The sequence below is a fragment of the Geodermatophilus obscurus genome (assembly GCF_900115395.1).
Taxonomy (GTDB): domain Bacteria; phylum Actinomycetota; class Actinomycetes; order Mycobacteriales; family Geodermatophilaceae; genus Geodermatophilus; species Geodermatophilus obscurus_B.
The window spans coordinates 364072-385369 of the sequence record NZ_FOWE01000002.1; the positions used below are offsets into that span (position 1 = coordinate 364072).

Below are 21298 nucleotides of genomic sequence, written 5' to 3' on the forward strand. Positions count from 1 at the left end.
GCCCGGGACCTCTCGGTCCCGGGCCGCCCGCACGTTCAGCCGGCGCTGTCGGCGGTGTCCTCGAAGCGGACCTCGACCTCGTCGACGCCGAGGGACCGGGCCAGGCCGGTCAGCATCGTGCGGGTGTTGTCCTCCGCGCGCTCCCGGAGGTCGCTCTCGGCGGCCGCCGCGGCCAGCCGGTCCTCGGCCATCGCGTAGAGCTCTGCGTCGTCGACCGGGTCGTCGCCGAGCGCGTCGCCGATCCGCTCGACCAGCCCCCGGTCCCGGTCGAGGACGCGGCTCTCCTCCGGGTCGATCCGCACCTCGTCCAGGCGCGGCGCCGGCAGCTCGATCGTCGCGGCGGTGCCGTCGCCGGAGAGGGTCACCGCGCCGGCGTCGAGGCCGGAGAAGTCGACGTAGGCGTCGGCGGTCCCGGTCGCGAGGAGCTGGACGCGCTCGCCGCTGATCGCCGACGGCACGTACCGCGTGTCCACCTCGCGGTCGACGACGACCTGGAAGGCACCCGTCGCGGCGTGGTACTCGTGCAGGTCCTCCAGTGCCAGCAGGAGCGGCGTCGTGCTCCGGTCGACGACGTCCCGGCCGAACGGGTTCTCGGGCAGCCAGCCGGCGACCTGCAGCCCGACCGGCACGAGCACGGCCGCGCCGGCACCGGCCGCGAGGAGGCGGAGGGGGATCCGGCGACGGCGGTGCGGCGCCGGCCGCGGGTCGGAGGAGGCGGGGCCGGGGCGGGACGACAGCAGGGTGGGCATGCGCGGCCTCTCGGTGCGGGGAGGGAGGGCGTGCTCGACCGGTGCGGTGCTCATCCGGCGCGGTACTCATGTGGCGCGGTGCTCACCCGGTGCAGCGCCCGGGACGCCGCCGTCATTCCCGGGCCGCCCACGTCTCAGCGGGCCGGACGGCGCTCGTAGTTGGCCCGCGCCCACAGGTAGCCGATGAGCGAGATGCCGGCGCACCAGGCGACCGCGACGACGGCGGACGAGCCGATGGCAGTGCCGGTGAGCAGGCCGCGCAGCGTCTCGTTGACCGGCGTGAACGGCTGGTGCTCGGCGAACGAGCGCAGCCAGCCCGGCATCGACTCGACCGGCACGAAGCCGCTGCCGAAGAACGGCAGGAGCATCAGCGGCATCGGCAGGTTGCTGGCCGCCTCCACCGTCCTCGTCCACAGCCCCATCGCCACCGACAGCCAGGACAGCGCGAAGCTGGTCACGGTCAGGACGCCGACCGCCGCGGCCCACTCCAGGGCGTTCGCGTCCGGCCGGAAGCCGACGAGCAGGGCGACGGCGACGACGAGCGCCAGCCCGACCAGCGTCTGGATCACCGCACCCACGACGTGCCCGGTGAGAACCGACGCCCGGGCGATCGACATGGTGCGGAACCGGGCGATGATGCCCTCGGTCATGTCCATGGCGATCCCGATCGCCGTCCCCTGCGCGCCGCCGGTGATGGCCAGGACCAGGATCCCCGGGACGACGTAGGTGACGTACTCGGCGCGGCCGCCGGAGGGGTCGCCCAGCCCGGCGCCGAGCGTCCCGCCGAAGACGTAGACGAACAGCAGCAGGAAGACGATCGGCAGCGCGGCGACGATCACCGTCAGCCCGGGGTAGCGCACGGCGCGCCTGAGGTTGCGCCGCAGCATCGTCGCGGAGTCGGTCAGCGTGAGGCCCAGCGTCGTCACGAGGGCACCTCCCCGGGGGCCGGCCGGCCGGTCAGGGCCAGGAAGACGTCGTCCAGGTCGGGGGTGTGCACGGTCAGGTCGGCGGCCTCGACGCCGGCGTCGTCGAGGCGGTCCAGCAGGGCCCGCAGCGCGGCGACGCTGCCGTCGCCCGGGACCTCGAGGACCAGCGTCGCCGGGTCGGCGGTGCCGGCGCCCAGGGCGCGGGCGGCCCGCTCGAGCCCGGCCGGGTCGGGGAAGCGCAGCCGCACCGAGCTGCCGGGGACCAGCCGCTTGAGCTCGTCGGCGGTGCCCTCGGCCACCAGCCGGCCGCCGTCCAGGACGCCGATGCGGTCGGCGAGTGAGTCGGCCTCCTCGAGGTACTGCGTGGTGAGCAGGATCGTGACGCCGTCGGCCACGAGGTCGCGGACGACGTCCCACATCGCCCGGCGGCTGCGCGGGTCGAGGCCGGTGGTCGGCTCGTCGAGGAAGACGACCCGCGGGCGGGCCATGAGGCCCATGGCGAGGTCCAGCCGGCGGCGCATGCCACCGGAGTAGGTGACCGGCGGCCTGTCGGCCGCGTCGACGAGGTCGAACCGCTCGAGCAGCTCCGCGGCGCGGCGGCGGCCCTCCTCCCGGCCGAGGTGGTGCAGGTCGGCCATGAGCCGCAGGTTCTCCGCGCCGGTGAGCAGGGTGTCGACGGCGGAGAACTGACCGGTCAGCGCGATCGCGGCGCGCACCGCGTCCGGTTCGCGGCGCAGGTCGTGCCCGGCGATGCGGACCTCGCCGGCGTCGGCGGGCAGCAGCGTCGAGAGGACGTCGACGGTGGTGGTCTTGCCGGCCCCGTTGGGGCCGAGCAGGGCGTAGATGGTGCCCTCGGGGACGGCCAGGTCCAGCCCGTCGAGGACGGCCTTCGGACCGAAGGCCTTCCGCAGGCCGGAGACGGCGATGGCGTCGGTCACGGGGATGGCGTCGGTCACGGCGGTGCCCCTCATGCCCGCCGGACCAGGATGTCGCCGTAGGCGGTGCGGGCCCTGACCTCGACGGTCCCGGTGGCGTCCTCGGGGCCGTCGGCCGCCGCGAGCTCGTTGCGGACGGTGCCCGACGCCGACGACAGGTCCAGCCACGCCGCGGTGCCCGCGGCGATGCCGGCCTCGACCTCGCCGTAGGCGGTCTCGAGCACCAGCGACCCGCGCACCGCCTCGCCGACGCGCACCCTGCCGTAGTTGGTGCTGCCGACGAGCGTGCCGGCGGCGCGGTCGACGGTGACGTCCCCGCAGGCGCTGCGCAGCCGGGCGTCGCCGTCGGTGCGGCCGATGCGCACGTCGCCGTAGTCGGTGTGCGCGACGGTGTCGCCCTCCACCGTCCCGGCGGTGATGCCGCCGCTGCTGGTGCGCGCCCGCAGCCCGGTGGCGGCGTCGAGCCGGAGGTCGCCGTGGCGGCTCTCCAGGGAGGTGGTGCCGAGCCGCCCGGTGCAGGAGACGTCGCCGGCCGACGTGCGCACCTCCACCGAGGAGTCCTGGGGCAGGTCGACGTCGACGTCGACCCGGCCGCCGGAGCCGAGGAACAGCAGCCGCGGGCGCCCGGTGGTCCGGACCAGGAGCGTGCCGTCGGAGCAGGTCACCGTCGCCTGCTCGGCGGCCTGCACGTCGGCGCCGCTGCGCTCGTCGTGCGGCCGGACCTCGACCACGGTCACGGGGCGGTCGGAGGCCCGCACCCGGACGCTGCCGGCGGCGAGGTCGATGCGGGCGGAGACGGGGGAGGGGGTGTCGAAGGTGGGCATGGCGTCGCCTCCTGGGCGTGCCGGGTCGGCCCCCGTCCGGTCGGCCGGGGGTTGCGGTGCGGGTGCGCCGTGTGGGGCGGGGTCCGGCTAGCGGACCCAGCCGGTGTAGGACTGGCCCGAGGACCACCGGGACCGCCGGGGCTCGGCGGCCTGGGGGCGGTCGGCGCGGGCCAGCGCGTCGGCGACGGCGCGGACCAGCCAGGTGTTGACCGAGGAGCCGAGGCGGGCGGCGGCCTCCTCGACGCGGGTCTTGAGCTGCTCGGGCAGCCGGAGCGTGATGCGGATCGTGCTGCCGTCGTCGGCGTCAGGGACCGCGGCCTCCGGCGCGGGTGCCGGGTGCGGCACCTCGGCCGGCGGCGGGGTGACGACGAAGCTGATGTCGCTGCCGCGCAGCCGTACGTCGACCGAGCCGGGCGCCAGCTGGCTGGTGAGCTCCTCGGCCGCGGCCGACAGCGCGCTGAGCAGGGCCAGCCGCACCGAGGACTCCAGCGGTGCGGTGAGCCGCTCGGCGAGGGCCTGCGCCTCCTCGCCGCCGGGTGCAGCGGCCACCGCGAGCTCCCGTCGCAGCTGCTCGACGAACGGCGTGAGGTCCATGACGTCACCATGACACCACAATGACGTCACGCGCAAGGGGGATGACGTCACGCCCGGCGGGGCGGGTTCTCGTAGGGTCGGGCCGTGCGAGCCGTGGGAGTGACCCAGTTCGGCGGGCCCGAGGCCCTCAGCGTCGTCGACGTCCCGGACGAGCCGCTCGGTCCCGGGCAGGTCCGGGTCCGGGTGCGGGCGGCCGCCGTCAGCCCCACCGACACCCACCTGCGGGAGGGCGCCTACGCCGGGCGGGACCCGGTGAAGACGCCGCCGTGGGTGCCCGGCATGGACGCCGCCGGTGAGGTGGTGGAGGTCGGCGAGGGCGTCGACCGGGTGGCCGTCGGCGATCCGGTCATGGGCATCGTGGTGCCGACCGGCGCCCACGGCGGCTACCGCGAGGACCTCGTGCTGCCGGCCGGCTCGATGGCCCGCGTGCCCGCCGGGGCCGACGCCGTCGCCGCCTGCACGCTGCCGATGAACGCGCTCACCGCCCGGCTCGCGCTCGACCAGATGGCGCTGCCGGCCGGGTCGGTGGTCGCGGTGACCGGCGCGGCGGGCGCCTTCGGCGGCTACGTCGTCCAACTGGCGAAGGCCGACGGGCACACCGTCGTCGCCGACGCCTCCGAAGCCGACGAGCAGCTCGTCCGCGACCTCGGCGCCGACGTCGTCGTGCGGCGCGGCGACGACGTGGCCGAGCGGATCCGCACTAAGTTCCCCGACGGCGTCGACGGGCTGGCTGACGGGTCGGTGCAGGACGCGCTGGTGCTGCCCGCGGTCCGCGACGGCGGGAAGGTGGCCACCGTCCGCGGCTACCGCGGCGACGGGTCCGACCGCGTCGAGGTGCTGCCGACGCTCGTGCGCCGCTACGCCGAGAACGCCGCCGCGCTCGACCGGCTGCGCCAGCAGGTCGAGTCCGGCGCGGTGACGCTGCGGGTGGCCCGCACGTTCGCGCCGGAGGAGGCGCCGGAGGCGCACCGCGTGCTGGCCGCCGGCGGGGTCCGCGGCCGCCTGGTGATCACCTTCTGAGGTCGCGGGGACCATCCGGTCCCTGCCAGGGTGGGGGAGACCCGGGCAGCGGTGCCCGGGCGCGAGCGCGGAGGTGCGGTAGATGGTGCACAGGCTGGTGGTCAGCTACGGACAGCCCGACGACCCGGCGGCGTTCGACAGCTACTACCGGGACACCCACACCCCGCTGGCGACGCAGATGCCCGGCCTGGTCCGGCTGACCACGGGCAAGCCGCAGAGCCTGGACCCCAGCCACCCCGCCTCCTACCTGGTGGCCGAGCTCGACTTCGACTCCGAGCAGGCGATGGGCGCGGCGTTCGCCTCCGAGCAGGGGAAGGCGACCGCCAAGGACGTGCCGAGGTTCGCCACCGGCGGCGCGGTCATGACGCACTACGAGGTCACCGAGGTGCACGTCTCCCGGTGAACGGCGCCCAGGCCCTCATCCGCACGCTCGTCGACGCCGGGGTCGACGTGTGCTTCGCCAACCCCGGCACGTCGGAGATGCACTTCGTCGCCGCCCTCGACGACGTCCCCGGCATGCGCGGTGTGCTGACCCTCTTCGAGGGCGTGGCCACCGGTGCCGCCGACGGCTGGGCCCGCATGACCGGCCGGCCCGCCGCCACGCTGCTGCACCTGGGGCCGGGCCTGGGCAACGGCCTGGCCAACCTGCACAACGCCCGCCGCGGCCGGACGCCGGTGGTGAACGTCGTCGGCGACCACGCGCGCTCGCACAAGCGGCTCGACGCGCCGCTGGAGAGCGACGTCGACTCCCTCGCCGGGACGGTGTCGGGCTGGGTGCGCCGGACGCTGGCCCCGGAGGACGTCGGCGCCGACGCCGCGGACGCCGTCGCCGCGGCCGGGCGCGGGCAGGTCGCCACGCTGGTGCTGCCGGCCGACGTCTCGTGGTCCGACGGCGCCGCCGTCGCCGGCCCGCCGCCGCCCTGGTCCCGGCCCGTGCCGCCGCAGCACCGGGTGGACGAGGTGGCCGCGGTGCTGGCCTCCGGGGAGCCCGTCGTGCTGCTGCTCGGAGGCGACGTCCTGGCGGGCGAGGACGGGCAGCTGGCCGCCTCGGCGGTCGCCGGGGCCACCGGCGTGCGGCTGCTCGCCGAGACGTTCCCGGCGCGGTGGGTGCGCGGTGCGGGGCTGCCCGACATCGGCAAGCTGCCCTACCCGCCGGAGGTGGCGATGAAGTCCCTCGCCGGCACGCGGCACCTCGTGCTGGCCGGAGCCGTCCCGCCGGTGCACTTCTTCGGCTACCCGGGCGTCCCCGGGACTCCGGTGCCCGCCGACTGCTCGGTGCACGTGCTGTCCGAGCCGGGGGAGGACGGCGTCGCGGCCCTGCGGGCGCTGGCGGAGCTGGCCGCCCCGGGTGCGGCACCGCAGCCGGTCGAGGCCTCCCGCCCGGAGCTGCCGGCCGGGCGGCTCACGCCCCGGGCGGTGTCGGCGGTGGTCGGCGCGCTGCTGCCGGAGCGGGCGGTGGTCGTCGACGAGGCGATCACGTCCGGCGTCGGCATCGCCGAGCTGACCTCCGGTGCGCCGCGGCACGACTGGCTGTCCCTCACCGGCGGCGCGATCGGCGACGGACTGCCCATGGCGGTCGGCGCGGCGGTGGCCTGCCCCGACCGGCCGGTGCTCGTGCTCCAGGCCGACGGCAGCGCGATGTACACCCTGCAGGCACTGTGGACGATGGCCCGCGAGCAGCTCGACGTCACCGTCGTCCTTTACGACAACGGGTCCTACGCGATCCTGCAGGGCGAGCTCGCGCGCGTCGGCGCCACCGGCGGCGGGGAGCGGGCCGGGCAGCTGCTCGACATCGGCGGCCCGGCGCTGGACTTCGTCGCCCTCGCCACCGGCACGGGCGTGCCGGCCACCCGCGCCGAGACCGTCGAGGAGCTGGCCGACCAGCTGCGGACGGCGTTCCGCGAGCCGGGTCCGCACCTGGTGCAGGCGGTGCTGCGCCCCGCCGGATGAGACCCGTCTCACCCCCGGGGGGGACGGAGGGGCGCGGGGATTCCAGACCGATCGGTTCCGTGCCGATGCGCTCCCCGTGACCCCGACCAGCTCCCGCCCCGCCACAGGAGGCACCGGCACCGCACGCAGCGGTCACGGCCTGCTCGCGGCGGGCGTCGTCGCGGTCGCCGTGCTGCTGGGCGTCCAGTGCGTCACCGCCGACACCGGCACCGGCGTCGCGCTGTACCAGTCGATCGTCTGGGCGAGCGTGGCCGGCGCCTGGGTCGGCGCCCGGCGCAGCGGCCGGCGCCCGGCCGTGTGGCTGGCTCTCGGCGTCACGCTGTCGGCCGTCGGGGACGCGTTCTGGCAGGTGCTCACGGCGCTGAGCGGGTCCGCCGGGGACGCGAGCGTGGCCGACGTGTTCTACCTCGGCAGCTACGTGGCGCTCGGCGTCGGGTTGACCGTGCTCGCCCGGACGCCCGGCCACGGGGACGGCGAGCGGCTGGCCGGCTGGATCGACGCCGTCGTGGTCTTCGTCGCCGCCCTGCTCGTCGTCTGGCAGGTCTCGATCGCCGCCACCGTCCTGGACACCACGCTCGACATGCTCAGCCGGGTCGTGCTCGCCCTCTACCCGGCGATGGACGCGGCGCTGATCGGCCTCGTGGTGCGCCTGCTGGCGACCCGGCGGCGGGGCGAGTGGTCCTCCCTGGCGGTGGCCGCGGCCTGCACCTGCTGGCTGGTGTCCGACGTCGGTTACCTGCTCGTGCCCGTGGCCACGGCCGTGGGCTCCTGGCTCGACACCGGTTGGCTGCTGGGCAGCCTGCTGCTCGCGGCCGCCGCCTGGTCGCGCCCCGTGGCGGTCCCGGCCGGCACGGGGACGGAGCGGTCGGGTGCCGGCCTGGCCCGGCTGGCCGTGTGCCTGGGCGCCCTGATGGTCCCGCCGGCCCTCGAACTCGTCGCCGACCTGACCGGCGGCGAGGACTCCTCGGGGTCGGTCTTCCTGGCGATGGCCGTGCTGACGGCGCTGGTCTTCCTGCGCGCCGCCCTGCTCCTGCGCGGTGAGGCCGCGGCGCGGGCGCTCGTCCGCTCGCGCGAGCGGTACGCCGCCAAGCTGGCCGCGCACTCCTCCGACGCCGTGCTCGTGCTGGCCCGCGACGGCCGGCTGCTCGGCGACCCGGCGTCGCTCGCCCACGTCCTGGGGATCCCGGCGTCCGGCCCGGTGAGCACCGGCGACGCCGTCCGGCTGTCCGGGGTGGACCCGGCCACCGCCACCGAGCTGTTCACCCGGGCCCTGGCCGCCGGCGGCACCGTCGTCGACGCCGAGGTGCCCGCCCGGCTGCAGGGCGAGGACCGCTGGCTCGGCGTCCGGCTGACCGACGCCTCCGGCGACCCCGACATCGGCGGCGTCGTGGTGCACGTGACCGACGTGACCGGCCGCCGCCGGGCCGAGGAGGCCCTGGCCCACTCGGTGCTGCACGACGGGCTCACCGGCCTGGCCAACCGCACGCTGTTCACCGACCGCGTCGGCCAGGCGCTGCGGCGCACCGTGCGCGGCGGCGGGTCGGCCGCCGTCCTCTCCATCGACGTCGACGGGTTCAAGGCCCTCAACGACGGCCTCGGCCACAGCGCGGGGGACGCGCTGCTGCGCGAGGTCGCCGACCGGTTGCGCGGTGCCGTCCGCGCCGACGACACCGTCGCCCGGCTGGGCGGCGACGAGTTCGCCGTCCTGGTCGAGCAGGCCGGCGAGGGCGACGACGAGGCCGTGGCGACCGCGACCCGGGTGCGCGAGGTGCTGTCCCGGCCGGTGGCGCTGCCCGGCGGTCCGGTCACGGTGTCGGCGAGCGTGGGCGTCGCCGTCGGCCGGGGGAGGACGGCGGCCACCTCGCTGGTCGCCGACGCCGACCTGGCGCTGTACGCGGCCAAGCTCGACGGCCGCGACCGCACGGTCCGCTTCGAGCCCGGCATGCGCGCAGCGGCCCAGGCGGCCCGGGAGCTGGAGCAGGAGCTGCGCGGCGCGCTGGCCGGCGGCCAGTTCCGGCTGCTGTACCAGCCGGTGGTGGCGCTGGCCGACCGCCGGGTGACCGGCTTCGAGGCGCTGCTGCGCTGGGACTCCCCGCGGCTGGGCCCGGTCGGCCCCGACCGGTTCGTCCCGGTGGCCGAGGCCGCCGGCCTGATGGACGGGATCGGCGCCTGGGTGCTGCACGAGGCCTGCGCCACGGCCGCGACCTGGCTGCGCGACCACCCGGGCGTGGGGGACCTGTCGATGGCGGTCAACGTGTCGGCGACCCAGCTGGGGTCGCCCGACCTCGCCGGGTCGATCGCCGCGGCCCTGGCCGCCAGCGGGCTGCCAGCCTCCGCGTTGGTGCTGGAGGTGACCGAGACGGCGCTCGTCGGCGACCCGGAACGGGCCGCGGCGTCGCTGGCCGAGCTGCGGGCGCTCGGCGTCCGGCTGGCCCTCGACGACTTCGGCACCGGCTACTCGTCCCTGGCGCACCTGCGGCAGTTCACCGTGGACGTGCTCAAGATCGACCGCTCCTTCGTCAGCGGGATCGCGGCCGGCGAGCCGCTGCCGGCGATCGTCCGCGGCACCATCGACCTGGGCCGGACCCTGGGCCTGGAGGTGCTGGCCGAGGGCGTCGAGTCCGAGCACCAGGCGCGGCTGCTGGCCGCGGGCAGCTGCGACACCGCGCAGGGCTACCTGTTCGCCCGGCCGCTGGAGCGCTGCGACGCCGAGGCCCTGCTGCTCGAGCAGGTCGCCGTGCGCCCGGGGGCCGTGCCGCTGCGCACCTCCCGCCGCTGACCCTCCGGGCACCACGACCCCGGGCGCCACGACCCGCGGATCAGGGTGCGGTCCAGGGTCCTCCCGGATGTGACGCGGGGTGCCGGACGCGGAGGCTGCGTGCATGACAGCAGCGGTCCTCGACCGGCCCGGCGGCTCCGCCCCGGCGGCAGCGGTACCGGCAGCCGGGGCGCTGCTGGCGTCCGGCCCGGTCCCCGGCTGGTGGCACCGCGACCACGTCGCGGCGCAGTTCGCGCGGTTCGTGCTGGTCGGCGGCTCGGCCAACGTCGTCTACGTCGGGCTGTTCCTCCTGCTCGCGGGCCTCGGCGACCAGGTGGCCAACCTCGCCGGGGTCGTGGCCTCGACGGCGCTGGCCAACGAGATGCACCGCCGCCTCACCTTCCGCGCCGGCGCCCGCACCGGCTGGGCGGCGGCGCAGTGGGCCGGCGGCGGGCTGGCCGTCACCGGCCTGCTGGCCAGCAGCTCCACGCTGGCGCTCCTCGACGGCTGGACCACCTCGGCCGGGCCGTTGGCGTCGGTGCTCGTCGTCTGCGCGGTCACCGGCGTGGTCGGGCTCGTCCGGTTCGCCGGACTGCGCTGGGTGCTCTCCGCGCGGCCCTGACACCCCCGTCACCCGGACGGGTGGTGCGTCCCCCACCGGTGGTCACCAAGCGTCATCGGATCGGTTGACGGGCCCCCCGCGGCCCGTCCGGCCGTCCTATGGTCCGTCCGTCCTGAGCTCGTTCAGGCAGGTGACGGGGGTGCGGTGCCGACTTCGACGAGTGCGCTCGACGTCGTCGACGGCGAGGTGCGCGAGCTGATCCGCCGGCGCGGACTCGACCCGTTCACCGACCCCGGGCCGGTGCGCGTCCTGGTGCGGGACGTGGTCGCCGACTACTCCGAGCGCTCCCTGACCTCCGCGCTGCCCCCGATCGGCGACCCCGACGGCGTGGTGCGCGACGTGCTGGACCGGGTGGCCGGCTTCGGCCCGCTGCAGCGGTGGCTCGACGACCCCGAGGTCGAGGAGATCTGGGTGAACGAGCCCGGCCGGGTGTTCGTCGCCCGCCGCGGCCGCAGCGAGCTCACGACGACGATCCTCGGCGCCGGGGAGCTGGCCGACCTGGTCGAGCGGATGCTGCGCACCTCCGGGCGGCGGATCGACATGAGCCAGCCCTTCGTCGACGCGGTGCTGCCCGACGGCTCGCGGCTGCACGTGGTCATCCCCGACGTCACGCGCCGGCACATGGCGGTCAACATCCGCAAGTTCGTGCTGCAGGCGCACTCGCTCGACGAGCTGGTCGCCACCGGGACGCTGCCGGTGCAGGCCGCCCGCTTCCTCGAGGCCGCCGTCGCCGCCGGGCTCAACGTGCTCGTCTCCGGCGGCACCCAGGCCGGCAAGACGACGCTGCTCAACTGCCTGGTCGCGGCCGTCCCGGCACGCGAACGGGTGATCACCTGCGAGGAGGTGTTCGAGCTCCGCGTGCCGCTGCCCGACGTCGTCGCGATGCAGACGCGCCAGCCCAACCTCGAGGGCGCGGGGGAGATCCCGCTGCGCCGGCTGGTCAAGGAGGCGCTGCGGATGCGGCCCTCGCGGATCGTGGTCGGCGAGGTGCGGCAGGAGGAGTGCCTCGACCTGCTCATCGCCCTCAACAGCGGCCTGCCCGGCATGTGCACGCTGCACGCCAACAGCGCCCGCGAGGCGGTGGTGAAGATGTGCACCCTGCCGCTGCTGGCCGGCGACAACATCGGCCACGCCTTCGTCGTCCCGACCGTGGCCGCCAGTGTCGACCTGGTCGTGCACGTGGCCACCGAACCCTCCGGTCAGCGCCGGGTGCGCGAGGTCGTGGCGGTGCCCGGCCGGGCCGAGGGCGGCGTCGTGGAGCTGGCCGACGTCTTCACCACCCGGGGCGGCCGGCTGGTCCGCGCCGAGGGCTTCCCGCCCCACCCCGAGCGCTTCGCCGCCGCCGGCTTCGACCTGGCGGCCCTGCTCGAGGCGCCGGCGTGGAGATGACCGGCGCGCTCCTGGGGCTGCTGCTCGGCGTGGGCCTGCTGCTGGTCTGGCGCAGCGGGCCGCGTGCCCCGCAGCGTCCCCCCGTCCCGCGCCCGCCCGGCCGCCGCGCGCGGCTGCTCGCCGAGGCCGGGCTGACCGGCATCAGCCCGGCGCAGCTGGTCGCGCTGCAGGCCGCGCTCGGGCTGCTGGTCACCGTCGTCGTCCTGCTGACCACCGGCACCGTGACGGTCAGCCTCGCGTTCGGCGTCTTCGGCGCTGCGCTGCCGCACGTGCAGGTGCGCCGGCTGGCCGTCCGCCGCCGCGCCGACCTGCGCGAGGTGTGGCCGGAGGTCGTCGACAACCTCGCGTCGGGCGTCCGGGCCGGCCTGTCGCTGCCCGAGGCCCTGTCGGCGCTGGGCACCCGCGGACCCGAGGTGCTGCGTCCCCCGTTCGCCCGCTTCGCCGCCGACCACCGCTCCAGCGGCCGCTTCGGCGACTCCCTCGACCGGCTCAAGGCCGACCTCGCCGACCCGGTGGGCGACCGCATCGTCGAGACGCTGCGGGTGGCCCGAGAGGTGGGCGGCTCCGACCTCGGCCGCGTGCTGCGGACGCTGGCCGGCTTCCTGCGCGAGGACGCCCGTGCCCGCGCCGAGCTCGAGACCCGGCAGGGCTGGGTGGTGCAGGCCGCGCGGCTCGCCGTCGCCGCGCCCTGGGCGGTGCTGCTCCTGCTCGCCACCCAGTCGACGACGCTGGCCGCCTACGACACCCCGGTGGGGACGGCGCTGCTGCTCGGCGGTGGCGCCGTCTGCCTGGTGGCCTACCGGCTGATGCTGCGCATCGGGCGGCTCCCGCAGGACGTGCGGGTGCTCCGGTGAGCGGGCCCGTGCTCGGCATGCTGCTCGGCCTGGCCACGGCGTCCGGGCTGCTGCTCGTCGTCTCGTTCGCGCCACCGTTCCGCCCGGTCCGGCTGGTCGACCGGCTCGCGCCCTACGTCCACGACACCCCGCCGCCGTCGCGGCTGCTGGGCCCGCGGGCCGAGCCGGGGCTGCTGACGGCGGTGCGGCGGGTGTTCGGCCCGCTCGTGGCCGACGGCGCCGCCCTCGTCGACCGCGTGCTCGGCGGCCGCTCCGCCGTCCGGCGCCGGCTCGACGCCCTCGGCGCGGAGCAGACGGTCGAGGACCTGCGCGTCGAGCAGGTCGTGTGGGGCGGGCTGGGCCTGCTCGGTGCCGCGGTGCTCGCGGGTGCCGGCTCGCTGCTGGCCGGGAGCGTCAACGTGCTGTCGGTCGCCCTGCTGTGCCTGGCCGGGCTGCTCGGCGGCGTGCTCGGCCGCGACTGGTGGCTGACCCAGCAGGTCCGCCGCCGCGAGGAGCTGCTGCTCGCCGAGTTCCCGGTGGTCGCCGAGCTCCTGGCGCTGGCGGTGACGGCGGGGGAGGGCCCGACGGCGGCCATCGCCCGGGTCACCCGGCTCTCCGGCGGCGAGCTGGCCCGCGAGCTGGGCGGCGCGCTCGGCCGCGCCCGCGCGGGGGTGCCGCTCGTGGACGCCTTGCAGGAGGTCGCCGACCGGACGTCGGTCGACGCCCTGGCCCGCTTCGTCGACGGCCTGCTCGTGGCCGTGGAGCGCGGCACGCCGCTCGCCGAGGTGCTGCGTGCCCAGGCCGCCGACGTCCGGGAGGCCGGCAAGCGCCGGCTGCTCGAGGCCGGCGGCCGCAAGGAGATCGCCATGATGGTGCCGGTCGTCTTCCTGGTGCTGCCGGTCACCGTCCTGTTCGCCCTGTTCCCGGGGCTGATCAGCATCGTCTCGCTGGCGCGGTGAGCGCCGGTGCAACACGGAGGAGGACGACGGATGCGGGCCTGGGCCTGGCTCTCGACGACGGTGGCCGCGGTGGCCGCCTGCCTGGGGGACGACGACCCCGAGCGGGGTGACGTCCCGGGCTGGGTGATGATCACGGTGATGACGGCGGCGCTCGTCCTCGCCATCCTGGTGCCGTTCCGCGAGGCGATCGTCTCGGCCGTCGAGAACGCGCTGGCCTCCGTCACGAGCGGTGGCTGACCGGTGCGCCCGCGAACGCGGCGGTGCCGTCGTCGACTTCGTGCTCGTCTCGGTGCTCGTGGTCGTCCTCCTGCTCGCGGTGCTGCAGGTGGCGGTCTACGTGCACGTGCGCAACGTGGTGACCGCCGGCGCCCAGGAGGGCGCCCGGTACGCGGCCAACGCCGACGTGCCGCTGTCGGAGGCCCCTGGCCGCACGCTGGCGGTGGTGGCCCGAGCGACGTCGGCCGGCACCGCCGACGGGCTGCTGTGCACCGCGGCGGAGGAGGTCGACCCGACCGGCCTGGTGCTGGTGACGGTGCGCTGCACCGGCGGCGTCCCGACGCTGCTGGCCGGGATGGGGGACCTGCTGCCGCTGGACGTCACCGGCCGCGCCGTCGAGGAGGCGCGGTGAGCCGGCTGCGGGCGCGCCTCCGCACCGGTGAGCGCGGCTCGGCGGTGGTCGAGTTCGTGTTCGTGGCCCTGGTGGTGTTCGTCCCGCTCGTCTACCTGGTCGTGGGCTTCTCGGCCGTCCAGCGCGGCGTCTTCGCCGCGACGGCCGCCGCGCGGGAGGCCGGGCGGGCGCTGGCGACGGCGCCGGACGCGGTCACGGGGCTGGCGCGGGCCGAGCGCGCCGCCCAGCTCGCGGTCGCCGACCAGTCGGTGGACGCGGCCGACGTGCGGCTGTCCTACGTCCCGGCCGGCGTCGCCTGTGACGGCGCGACGGACGGGTGGACCCCGGCCCTGGCGCCCGGGGAGGAGTTCTCGGTGTGCGCGACGGTGACGGTGCGCGTGCCGCTGCTGCCCGAGTTCGTCGACGCGAACACTGCGACAGGCCGATTCGTCGTCGAGATCGAACGCTATGTCGATGCCTGAGCCGGGAGCGGTGGGCGAGGAGGTGGTCGAGCAGGTGGCACCGTCGTCGGGACCCCGTCGGAGCCCCTCGTCCTCGACGCTGGGTCCGTGGTTCCCTCACTCTGCGTCACCGACACCCGTGGATCCGAGTCGCCTTCGTCACTCATCGTCATATGCGTTGGCCGGAGTGGAACGAAGCTGCCTAAGGTGCGGTCTCCGTCAGCTCGGTGACCAGGCGTGGTCGTACGACCCGTCTGGGCTGACGTCATGCAGGCGAACGAGGGGAGGGCAACCGGAACATGAGCGCACCTGTAGCGGTATCGCCGGCCCCCCGGGTCGCCACCCGGTCCAGGAGTGCGATGACCTGACCGGGACCTCCGGGTCCCCTCCCCGGCGCCGGGTCCGCACCCGGCGCCGAGCGGCCGACCACCCGCTCAGCCGTCCGCGGCTGGGCGGACGCCCACTGCCGGGCGTCCGGGCACGACGAGGTGCCTCTTCCCCTGAGTCCGGCCGGAACCGGCCGGCCTGCGTGCCGCCCCCACGCGCCCCGGCGCGTGACGACGAGCCGTCGGCCACCGCCTGCCTGCCCGCACCTCTCTCCGAAGGGAAAACCGTGCTCTCCTCCCGTTCCGTCCCTCGCCGGGGAGCGCCGTCCGCGGCGTGCTCCCCCTCGGCGGCCTCCCGGGAAGGAGGCAGCCTCCTGGTCACGTCCAGCCGTGGCTGACACCACCCTGCAGCCCACCCCGCGCTACGCCGCCTTCAGCGAGCTGGCCGGGCCCCTCGAGGCCCCCGCCGACGACCGCCGCGTCCGCTTCCGCCCGGTGACCCGCGGCGGGGCGCGCCTGCGTGCCTGGCTCCTGGTGTCGACCGCCCTGGTGTTCGAGGTCCTGTTCCTCGCCTTCCTGCTGCGGCCGGCCAACTACCCCGAGCTCACCGGCGAGTGGCACTCGTACCTCGCCATGGCGCTGATCGGCAGCATCGCCGTCATCGAGTGCCTGCGCCTGGTCAACGTCTTCACGCTGGCGGTGTCCACCCTCAACGCGCGCGACCCGGTCCCGACGACGCCGCTCACCTGCCAGCGCATCGCGTTCATCACCACGATCGTGCCCAGCAAGGAGCCGATCGAGATGGTGCGCCGGACGCTGGAGGCCGCCCGTGCGGTCCGCTACGACGGCGTCCTCGACGTCTGGCTGCTCGACGAGGGCGACGACCCGGCCGTGCGCGCCATGTGCTCCGAGCTCGGCGTGCGGCACTTCACCCGGGTCGGCGTGTCCCGGTGGAACCAGAGCACGGGCCGGAACAAGGCGCGCACCAAGCACGGCAACTACAACGCCTGGCTCGAGTCGCACGGCGACGACTACGACTTCTGGGTCTCCGTGGACACCGACCACGTGCCGCTGCCCAACATGGCCGAGCGGCTGATGGGCTACTTCCACGACCCGGACGTCGCCTTCGTCGTCGGCCCGCAGGTGTACGGCAACTACGACAACTTCGTCACCCGGTCCGCCGAGTCCCAGCAGTACCTGTTCCACAGCGTCCTGCAGCGGGCGGCGAACCGGTTCAGCAGCGCGATGTTCGTCGGCACCAACAACGCCGTGCGGATCTCGGCGCTGCGCGCCATCGGCGGTCTCCAGGACTCCATCACCGAGGACGCCGCGACGAGCCTGGTGTGGCACGCCGACCGCAACCCCGAGACCGGTGTCCGGTGGAAGTCGGTGTACACCCCCGACGTCCTGGCGGTCGGCGAGGGCCCGACCACGTGGCGGGACTACTTCACCCAGCAGGGCCGCTGGGCCCGCGGCACCGACGAGGTGGTCCTGCGCCGCTTCGTCAAGCTGGTCCGGCGCCTGCCGATCACGCGGACGCTGCACTACGGGCTGCTGATGTCCTACTACCCGGCCGCGGCCGTCAGCTGGGTGCTCGGCATCTCCAACCTCGTCGCCTACCTGCTGACCGGCGTCGCGGGTCTGCTGGTCTCGGCGCAGCTGTGGCTGATGCTCTACGTCAACGCCGCCGTGCTGCAGGTCGCCGTCTACCTGTGGAACCGCAAGCACAACGTGAGCCCGCACGAGGAGGAGGGCTCCTCGGGCCTCAGCGGGATGGCGATCTCGGTGATGTCGGCGCCGCTGTACGTCAGTGCCCTGTGGGCGGCGGTGCGCAACCGCAACACCGGCTTCCACGTGACCCGCAAGGGCGCCGTCAGCGGTGACAGCCTGGCCGTCTTCCGGCAGCACCTGTGGTGGGCCGCCGTGCTCGCCGCCGCGCTGACGGCCTCGCAGGTCCTCGGCCACACCCACAGCGCGATCCGCGTCTGGGCCGTGGTCAGCCTCGTGATGTCGCTGCTGCCGATGGCCATCTGGCTCGCCGGCTCGCGGCGCGGGCGGACGGAGGAGCCGGCTCCCGCGCCGGCCCCGGTCCCGGGCCCGACCGCCGCCGTCCCCGCTCGTCCGGTCCCGGTCCCGGTCCCGGCCGCCGCGGCCGTCGGCGGGACCGCCCTGCCCGGTTCGAGGGCCGTCGCCCTCGCCGGCACCCGCCCCTCCCTCGCCTCGACCCAGGAGAAGACCCCGTGATCCGCCCGAAGCCGAGACGTTCGCGTCGACTGCGCAACGCCACCCTCGTCACCCTCACGGTGGCCGGGATGGTCGCCGTCAACGGCCCGGTGGTCGCGTCGGCGGTCGGCCAGGCCTACACCGACTTCCAGCGGAGCCGGCCCGAGTACCAGGCCCAGTTCGGCTCGTGGGAGACCATCGAGCTGCCCGAGCAGTACCGCGGGCAGGCCGTGCACGCCGCGCTGCTGCGCACCGGCAAGGTGCTGCTGATCGCCGGCTCGGGCAACAACGCCGAGGACTTCGCGGCCGGCACCTTCCGCACGATCGTGTGGGACCCGGTGAGCGGGGAGGCCAAGGAGGTGCCGACGCCGGAGGACCTCTTCTGCTCCGGCCACGCGTACCTGCCCAACGGCAACCTGCTCGTCGCCGGCGGCACGCGGGAGTACGAGGTGCTCGCCGACGACGTCACCCACGCCGCGGGCGTGCTCACCGTCAAGAACGAGAGCCACGACGGCCCGGTCACCCTGCCCGCGGGCACGCGCTTCACCGCGCAGGGGAAGACCTACCTGTCGACGGAGCAGGTCACCGTCCCGGCCGCGCACTTCATGTCCGACGGCAGCCACATGGGCGGCGAGCAGGACGTGTGGATCGAGGCCGAGGCCGAGGGTGACGCGTACGTCATCAACGGCGGCACGCAGTTCCAGGTCGAGGGCCTCACGCCCGAGCAGCAGCAGAACCTGTACGGCGTGGGCGACACGATCACCCTGGACAAGCAGAACTACCAGGGCCTCGACGCCTCGTACGAGTTCGACGTCGAGACCGAGACGTACATCGAGACCGGGCGGCTGACCGAGTCGCGCTGGTACCCGACGCTCATCGGCCTCGACGGCGGCGGCGTGCTGGCCGTCTCCGGCCTCGACGAGTACGGCAACGTCATCGAGGGCGCCAACGAGGTCTACGACCCCGAGACCCGCACCTGGTCGGACCGGCCCGACCTCGAGCGCTACTTCCCGACCTACCCCGCGCTGTTCCGTCTCGCCGACGGCAACCGGCTGTTCTACAGCGGCTCCAACACCGGCTACGGGCCGGCCGAGGAGGGGCGTCAACCCGGTATCTGGGACCTCGAGGACAACACCTGGCAGGACGTCGACGGCCTGCGCGACCCCGGCTTCAACGAGACCAGCACCTCGTTCATGCTCGCGCCGGCCCAGGACCAGCGGGTGGCGATCGTCGGCGGCGGTGGCGTCGGGGACAGCGAGGAGTCGACGGCGCGCTTCGACGTCGTCGACCTCAGCGAGGAGGAGCCGCGCTACGAGCCGGCCGCGGCCGACTACCCGAGCCCGGCGCGCTACATCAACGCCGTCACGCTGCCCGACGACTCGACCCTGCTGACCGGGGGCTCGGTCGGCTACCGGGGCAACTCGCAGAGCGACCTGTTCCTGACGACGCTCTACGACCCGCACAGCGGCCACCTCAGCGAGGCCGCGCCGAACGAGGTCGGCCGCAACTACCACGGGACAGCGATCCTGCTGCCCGATGGCCGGGTCATGACGATGGGCTCGGACCCGCTGTTCTCCGACGCGGAGAACACCATCCCCGGCAAGTTCGAGACGCGCATCGAGATCTACTCGCCGCCGTACCTGTTCGCCGGGGAGCGGCCCGAGATCACCGACGCCCCGCAGGAGATCAGCCGGGGGAGCAGCTTCGCCGTCTCGACCGCGGGCGCCGACGTGGCCGAGGCCCGGCTGCTGCGGCCCAGCGCCGTGACGCACCAGACCGACACCGAGCAGCGTTCCATCGCCCTCGAGGTCGGGACCGGCTCGTCCTGCCCGGAAGACGGCGGCGAGCACGCCGCGGCCGGGCACTGCCCCGAGGGTGGGTGCTGCGGCAGCGGCACGGTCGAGCTCACCGTGCCCGAGGAGGAGGGCCTCACGCCCTCGGGCTGGTACATGTTGGTCGTGCTCGATGACGAGGGTGTGCCCTCCCCGGCTCGCTGGGTGCACGTGGGATGACCGCACCCACCCGTCGCCGCCGGTGGCTGCGGGGTGCGGCGCTGGCCACCGTCGCCGCCACCGCGGCGGCGTGCGGCGGCGACACCCCGGACCCCCCCGCGCAGGAGCAGGTCGCGACCGAGAGCCGGCTCGCGGGGGAGGAGCTGTGGCTCAACCCCGAGGGACACGGTCCGGTCGCGGTGGAGGAGGCCCGGGCCGACGGGCGGACCGAGGACGCCGAGGCGCTCACCCCGATCGCCGAGCAGCCGACCGCCACGTGGATCGCCACGCCGGACAACCCCTACGAGGCGGTCGAGGAGATCTCGCTGGCCGCCGAGGAGGCCGGTGAGCTGCCGGTGCTCGTGGCCTACAACGTCCCCGGGCGGGACTGCGGGCTCTACTCCGCCGGCGGGGCGGCCGACGTCGACGCCTACCTGGAGTGGATCGGCAGCTTCGCGGCGGCCCTCGGTGACCGCCCCGCCGTCGTCGTCCTCGAGCCCGACGCCGTGCCGCAGGCCGTCGTCGGCTGCGAGGGGGTCGACCCGGAGCAGCGGTATCAGGTGCTCGCCCAGGCCGTGGACATCCTCGACCGGCAGCAGGGGACCCGCACCTACATCGACGCCGGCAACGCCAGCTGGGTCACCGACGTGCCGGTCCTCGCCGACGCGCTGCGGCGCAGCGGCATCGACCGGGCCGACGGCTTCTCGCTCAACGTCTCCAACTACGAGACGACCGAGGCGAGCACGGAGTACGGCGTGGCGCTGTCGGAGACCCTGGAGCAGGGCGCACCCGAGGGCACGCCGCCGGCGCACTTCGTCATCGACACCAGCCGCAACGGCGCCGGCCCGCCAGGAGAGGCGAGCGACGCCGAGGGCCGCTGGTGCAACCCGCCGGGCCGGGCACTCGGGGAGCCGCCCACGACCTCCCCCGAGGGCGAGCGGCTGGACGCGCTGCTGTGGATCAAGCAGCCCGGCGACTCCGACGGCACCTGCGGGGGAGGCCCGCCCGCGGGGCAGTGGTGGCCCGAGGCGGCCGAGGAGCTCGTCGCCGGCTGAGGAGCCGGTCCGTCAGTCGCCCCAGGGGATGTAGGTCGAGCCGCCGCCCAGCGCGGTGAGCACGATCATGCCCGCGAAGGCGAGGACGATGAAGGCGACCACGACCGCGAACAGCATCCAGCTGCGGTCCTCGATGCCGCGCTTCCCGGCGGGGGTCGGCGTGGGCGGGGCCTCGTGAGTCCCGGCGGTCGGTGCGGGCTCCTCGACCGCTGCGGGCGGTCGTCCGGCGGGCAGTGTCATGGCCACTCCCTCGGGGTGCCGGCCGGGGAGGCCGGCGGCCGGACGCCGGTGATCGACGTCCGCCGCCCACGCTAGGGCTCGCCGACGTCGCCGCGGCGGGCCATAGGTCCCTGTCCGGGGCCGCGGGAGGGCACCGGCGGAGCCGCCCCGTGGCCGGACGGGAGCGGTCAGCCGCCGCGCTCGACCTCGGCCTGCACGATGCCGCCGATCGCCGTCTGCAGGGCCGGGTCGGACACGTTCCCCTCCGCCAGCGCGGTCAGGGCGCCCTCCGGCAGCAGGCCGGGGTCGACGTCGTCGAGCCAGGTGACGTCGTCGCCGACGCGGCGGCCCACCTTCAGGCCCTCGCCGGACCGGCGCAGCACGTACTTCTCTCCGTCGATGTCGAGTGTGAGGTCGTCGCTCATGGGCGGCCCCTACCCGGCACGGCCCGGGGCACGCGCCCGGGACATGCGCCGGGAGGATGGCGGCGTGGACACCGACGTGGTCGAGGTCATCGTCACCGGCCCGGACGCCGACTGGCTGGCCGGCTACGCCCGCACGCTGGTGGAGGAGCGGCTGGCCGCCTGCGGGCACCGGCTCGCCGCTATCCGCTCGGTGTACCGCTGGGAGGGGGCGGTGCACGACGACGCCGAGGCCCGCGTCGCCCTGCACACCCGCCGCGCCCTGGTGCCGGCGCTGGTCGCCCGCACCCGGGAGCTGCACCCCTACGACGTCCCCTGCGTCCTCGCACTGCCGGTGACCGGCGGCGACCCCGACTACCTGGCCTGGGTGCTGGCCGAGACCCGCGAGCCCTGACCGGAGCCCGGACCAGGGGCCCGACCGGGGCCTGACCAGGG

22 protein-coding genes are annotated in these 21298 nt (G+C 75.6%); 15 read left to right on the plus strand and 7 right to left on the minus strand.

Features of this window, described 5'->3' with window-relative positions; all coding sequences use genetic code 11:
• Window positions 1–35: 35 nt before the first annotated feature.
• The 5 genes from BM165_RS05210 to BM165_RS05230 form a co-directional block, all read right to left on the minus strand.
• Window positions 36–803, minus strand: a complete 768-nt coding sequence (locus BM165_RS05210; protein WP_244274059.1) for a DUF4230 domain-containing protein — start codon at window positions 801–803, stop codon at window positions 36–38.
• A gap of 80 nt (window positions 804–883) precedes the next feature.
• A complete protein-coding gene (locus BM165_RS05215) occupies window positions 884–1675 on the minus strand; it encodes an ABC transporter permease (protein ID WP_075012425.1) in 792 nt (263 codons plus the stop codon).
• Window positions 1672–2646, minus strand: coding sequence for an ATP-binding cassette domain-containing protein (locus BM165_RS05220; RefSeq protein WP_075012426.1), 975 nt, complete (start codon window positions 2644–2646; stop codon window positions 1672–1674). Before BM165_RS05220 ends, BM165_RS05215 begins: the two co-directional genes overlap by 4 nt.
• Window positions 2643–3434, minus strand: coding sequence for a DUF4097 family beta strand repeat-containing protein (locus BM165_RS05225; protein ID WP_075012427.1), 792 nt, complete (start codon window positions 3432–3434; stop codon window positions 2643–2645). The genes BM165_RS05220 and BM165_RS05225 overlap by 4 nt, the downstream gene beginning before the upstream one ends.
• 87 nt (window positions 3435–3521) lie before the next feature.
• On the minus strand, window positions 3522–4028 hold the full coding sequence (locus BM165_RS05230) for a hypothetical protein (protein ID WP_075012428.1): 507 nt from the start codon (window positions 4026–4028) through the stop codon (window positions 3522–3524).
• A gap of 84 nt (window positions 4029–4112) precedes the next feature.
• On the opposite strand from BM165_RS05230, the gene BM165_RS05235 reads away from it, so the two are divergent.
• The 14 genes from BM165_RS05235 to BM165_RS05300 all read left to right on the plus strand — a co-directional run bounded on the left by BM165_RS05235 (window position 4113) and on the right by BM165_RS05300 (window position 20222).
• The gene (locus tag BM165_RS05235; RefSeq protein ID WP_075012429.1) at window positions 4113–5048 is read left to right on the plus strand and encodes an NADP-dependent oxidoreductase; all 936 of its coding nucleotides are present in this window, start codon (window positions 4113–4115) and stop codon (window positions 5046–5048) included.
• An 82-nt stretch (window positions 5049–5130) separates the two neighbouring features.
• Window positions 5131–5451 carry an EthD family reductase gene (locus BM165_RS05240; protein ID WP_075012430.1) on the plus strand — a complete coding sequence of 107 codons (321 nt, stop codon included), beginning with the start codon at window positions 5131–5133 and terminating at the stop codon, window positions 5449–5451.
• Window positions 5448–6998 (plus strand): acetolactate synthase large subunit, encoded by a 1551-nt coding sequence (locus BM165_RS05245; RefSeq protein WP_075012431.1) that lies wholly within the window; start codon window positions 5448–5450, stop codon window positions 6996–6998. Before BM165_RS05240 ends, BM165_RS05245 begins: the two co-directional genes overlap by 4 nt.
• Window positions 6999–7074: 76 nt before the next feature.
• On the plus strand, window positions 7075–9777 hold the full coding sequence (locus BM165_RS05250) for a putative bifunctional diguanylate cyclase/phosphodiesterase (RefSeq protein WP_075012432.1): 2703 nt from the start codon (window positions 7075–7077) through the stop codon (window positions 9775–9777).
• Window positions 9778–9880: 103 nt separating this feature from the next.
• Window positions 9881–10378 (plus strand): GtrA family protein, encoded by a 498-nt coding sequence (locus BM165_RS05255; RefSeq protein WP_075012433.1) that lies wholly within the window; start codon window positions 9881–9883, stop codon window positions 10376–10378.
• A gap of 144 nt (window positions 10379–10522) precedes the next feature.
• Window positions 10523–11767, plus strand: a complete 1245-nt coding sequence (locus tag BM165_RS05260; protein ID WP_075012434.1) for a TadA family conjugal transfer-associated ATPase — start codon at window positions 10523–10525, stop codon at window positions 11765–11767.
• Complete coding sequence (locus BM165_RS05265) at window positions 11764–12621, plus strand: type II secretion system F family protein (protein ID WP_075012652.1); 858 nt, start codon at window positions 11764–11766, stop codon at window positions 12619–12621. The genes BM165_RS05260 and BM165_RS05265 overlap by 4 nt, the downstream gene beginning before the upstream one ends.
• A complete protein-coding gene (locus BM165_RS05270; RefSeq protein ID WP_208976651.1) occupies window positions 12618–13559 on the plus strand; it encodes a type II secretion system F family protein in 942 nt (313 codons plus the stop codon). Before BM165_RS05265 ends, BM165_RS05270 begins: the two co-directional genes overlap by 4 nt.
• Before the next feature lie 30 nt (window positions 13560–13589).
• A complete protein-coding gene (locus BM165_RS05275; RefSeq protein WP_075012435.1) occupies window positions 13590–13796 on the plus strand; it encodes a hypothetical protein in 207 nt (68 codons plus the stop codon).
• Window positions 13789–14187 (plus strand): TadE/TadG family type IV pilus assembly protein, encoded by a 399-nt coding sequence (locus tag BM165_RS05280; protein ID WP_075012436.1) that lies wholly within the window; start codon window positions 13789–13791, stop codon window positions 14185–14187. The genes BM165_RS05275 and BM165_RS05280 overlap by 8 nt, the downstream gene beginning before the upstream one ends.
• Window positions 14184–14648: a hypothetical protein gene (locus BM165_RS05285; RefSeq protein ID WP_075012437.1), complete on the plus strand. Its 465-nt coding sequence runs from the start codon at window positions 14184–14186 to the stop codon at window positions 14646–14648. The genes BM165_RS05280 and BM165_RS05285 overlap by 4 nt, the downstream gene beginning before the upstream one ends.
• Window positions 14649–15343: 695 nt before the next feature.
• Window positions 15344–17197 carry a glycosyltransferase family 2 protein gene (locus BM165_RS05290; protein WP_208976652.1) on the plus strand — a complete coding sequence of 618 codons (1854 nt, stop codon included), beginning with the start codon at window positions 15344–15346 and terminating at the stop codon, window positions 17195–17197.
• Window positions 17194–19188 carry a radical copper oxidase GlxA gene (locus BM165_RS05295; protein ID WP_208976653.1) on the plus strand — a complete coding sequence of 665 codons (1995 nt, stop codon included), beginning with the start codon at window positions 17194–17196 and terminating at the stop codon, window positions 19186–19188. Before BM165_RS05290 ends, BM165_RS05295 begins: the two co-directional genes overlap by 4 nt.
• A complete protein-coding gene (locus BM165_RS05300) occupies window positions 19185–20222 on the plus strand; it encodes a glycoside hydrolase family 6 protein (protein ID WP_075012438.1) in 1038 nt (345 codons plus the stop codon). Before BM165_RS05295 ends, BM165_RS05300 begins: the two co-directional genes overlap by 4 nt.
• Window positions 20223–20234: 12 nt before the next feature.
• Here BM165_RS05300 and BM165_RS05305 read toward each other — a convergent pair whose 3' ends face one another.
• Window positions 20235–20462, minus strand: a complete 228-nt coding sequence (locus tag BM165_RS05305; protein ID WP_075012439.1) for a hypothetical protein — start codon at window positions 20460–20462, stop codon at window positions 20235–20237.
• 167 nt (window positions 20463–20629) lie between these two features.
• On the minus strand, window positions 20630–20866 hold the full coding sequence (locus tag BM165_RS05310) for a hypothetical protein (protein ID WP_075012440.1): 237 nt from the start codon (window positions 20864–20866) through the stop codon (window positions 20630–20632).
• A 64-nt stretch (window positions 20867–20930) separates the two neighbouring features.
• Between BM165_RS05310 and cutA the strand changes: the two genes are divergently transcribed.
• Window positions 20931–21257 (plus strand): divalent-cation tolerance protein CutA, encoded by a 327-nt coding sequence (gene cutA, locus BM165_RS05315; protein ID WP_208976654.1) that lies wholly within the window; start codon window positions 20931–20933, stop codon window positions 21255–21257.
• The last annotated feature ends 41 nt before the right edge of the window (window positions 21258–21298 follow it).

Excerpts from the sequence above, each read along its gene's own strand:
- BM165_RS05265 (WP_075012652.1), top strand. The coding sequence starts at position 11,764 with ATGACCGGCGCGCTCCTGGGGCTGCTGCTCGGCGTGGGCCTGCTGCTG.
- BM165_RS05305 (WP_075012439.1), bottom strand. The coding sequence starts at position 20,462 with ATGACACTGCCCGCCGGACGACCGCCCGCAGCGGTCGAGGAGCCCGCA.
- BM165_RS05210 (WP_244274059.1), bottom strand. The coding sequence starts at position 803 with ATGAGCACCGCACCGGTCGAGCACGCCCTCCCTCCCCGCACCGAGAGG.
- BM165_RS05310 (WP_075012440.1), bottom strand. The coding sequence starts at position 20,866 with ATGAGCGACGACCTCACACTCGACATCGACGGAGAGAAGTACGTGCTG.
- BM165_RS05220 (WP_075012426.1), bottom strand. The coding sequence starts at position 2,646 with ATGAGGGGCACCGCCGTGACCGACGCCATCCCCGTGACCGACGCCATC.
- BM165_RS05230 (WP_075012428.1), bottom strand. The coding sequence starts at position 4,028 with ATGGACCTCACGCCGTTCGTCGAGCAGCTGCGACGGGAGCTCGCGGTG.
- BM165_RS05255 (WP_075012433.1), top strand. The coding sequence starts at position 9,881 with ATGACAGCAGCGGTCCTCGACCGGCCCGGCGGCTCCGCCCCGGCGGCA.
- BM165_RS05225 (WP_075012427.1), bottom strand. The coding sequence starts at position 3,434 with ATGCCCACCTTCGACACCCCCTCCCCCGTCTCCGCCCGCATCGACCTC.
- BM165_RS05300 (WP_075012438.1), top strand. The coding sequence starts at position 19,185 with ATGACCGCACCCACCCGTCGCCGCCGGTGGCTGCGGGGTGCGGCGCTG.
- BM165_RS05240 (WP_075012430.1), top strand. The coding sequence starts at position 5,131 with ATGGTGCACAGGCTGGTGGTCAGCTACGGACAGCCCGACGACCCGGCG.
- BM165_RS05275 (WP_075012435.1), top strand. The coding sequence starts at position 13,590 with ATGCGGGCCTGGGCCTGGCTCTCGACGACGGTGGCCGCGGTGGCCGCC.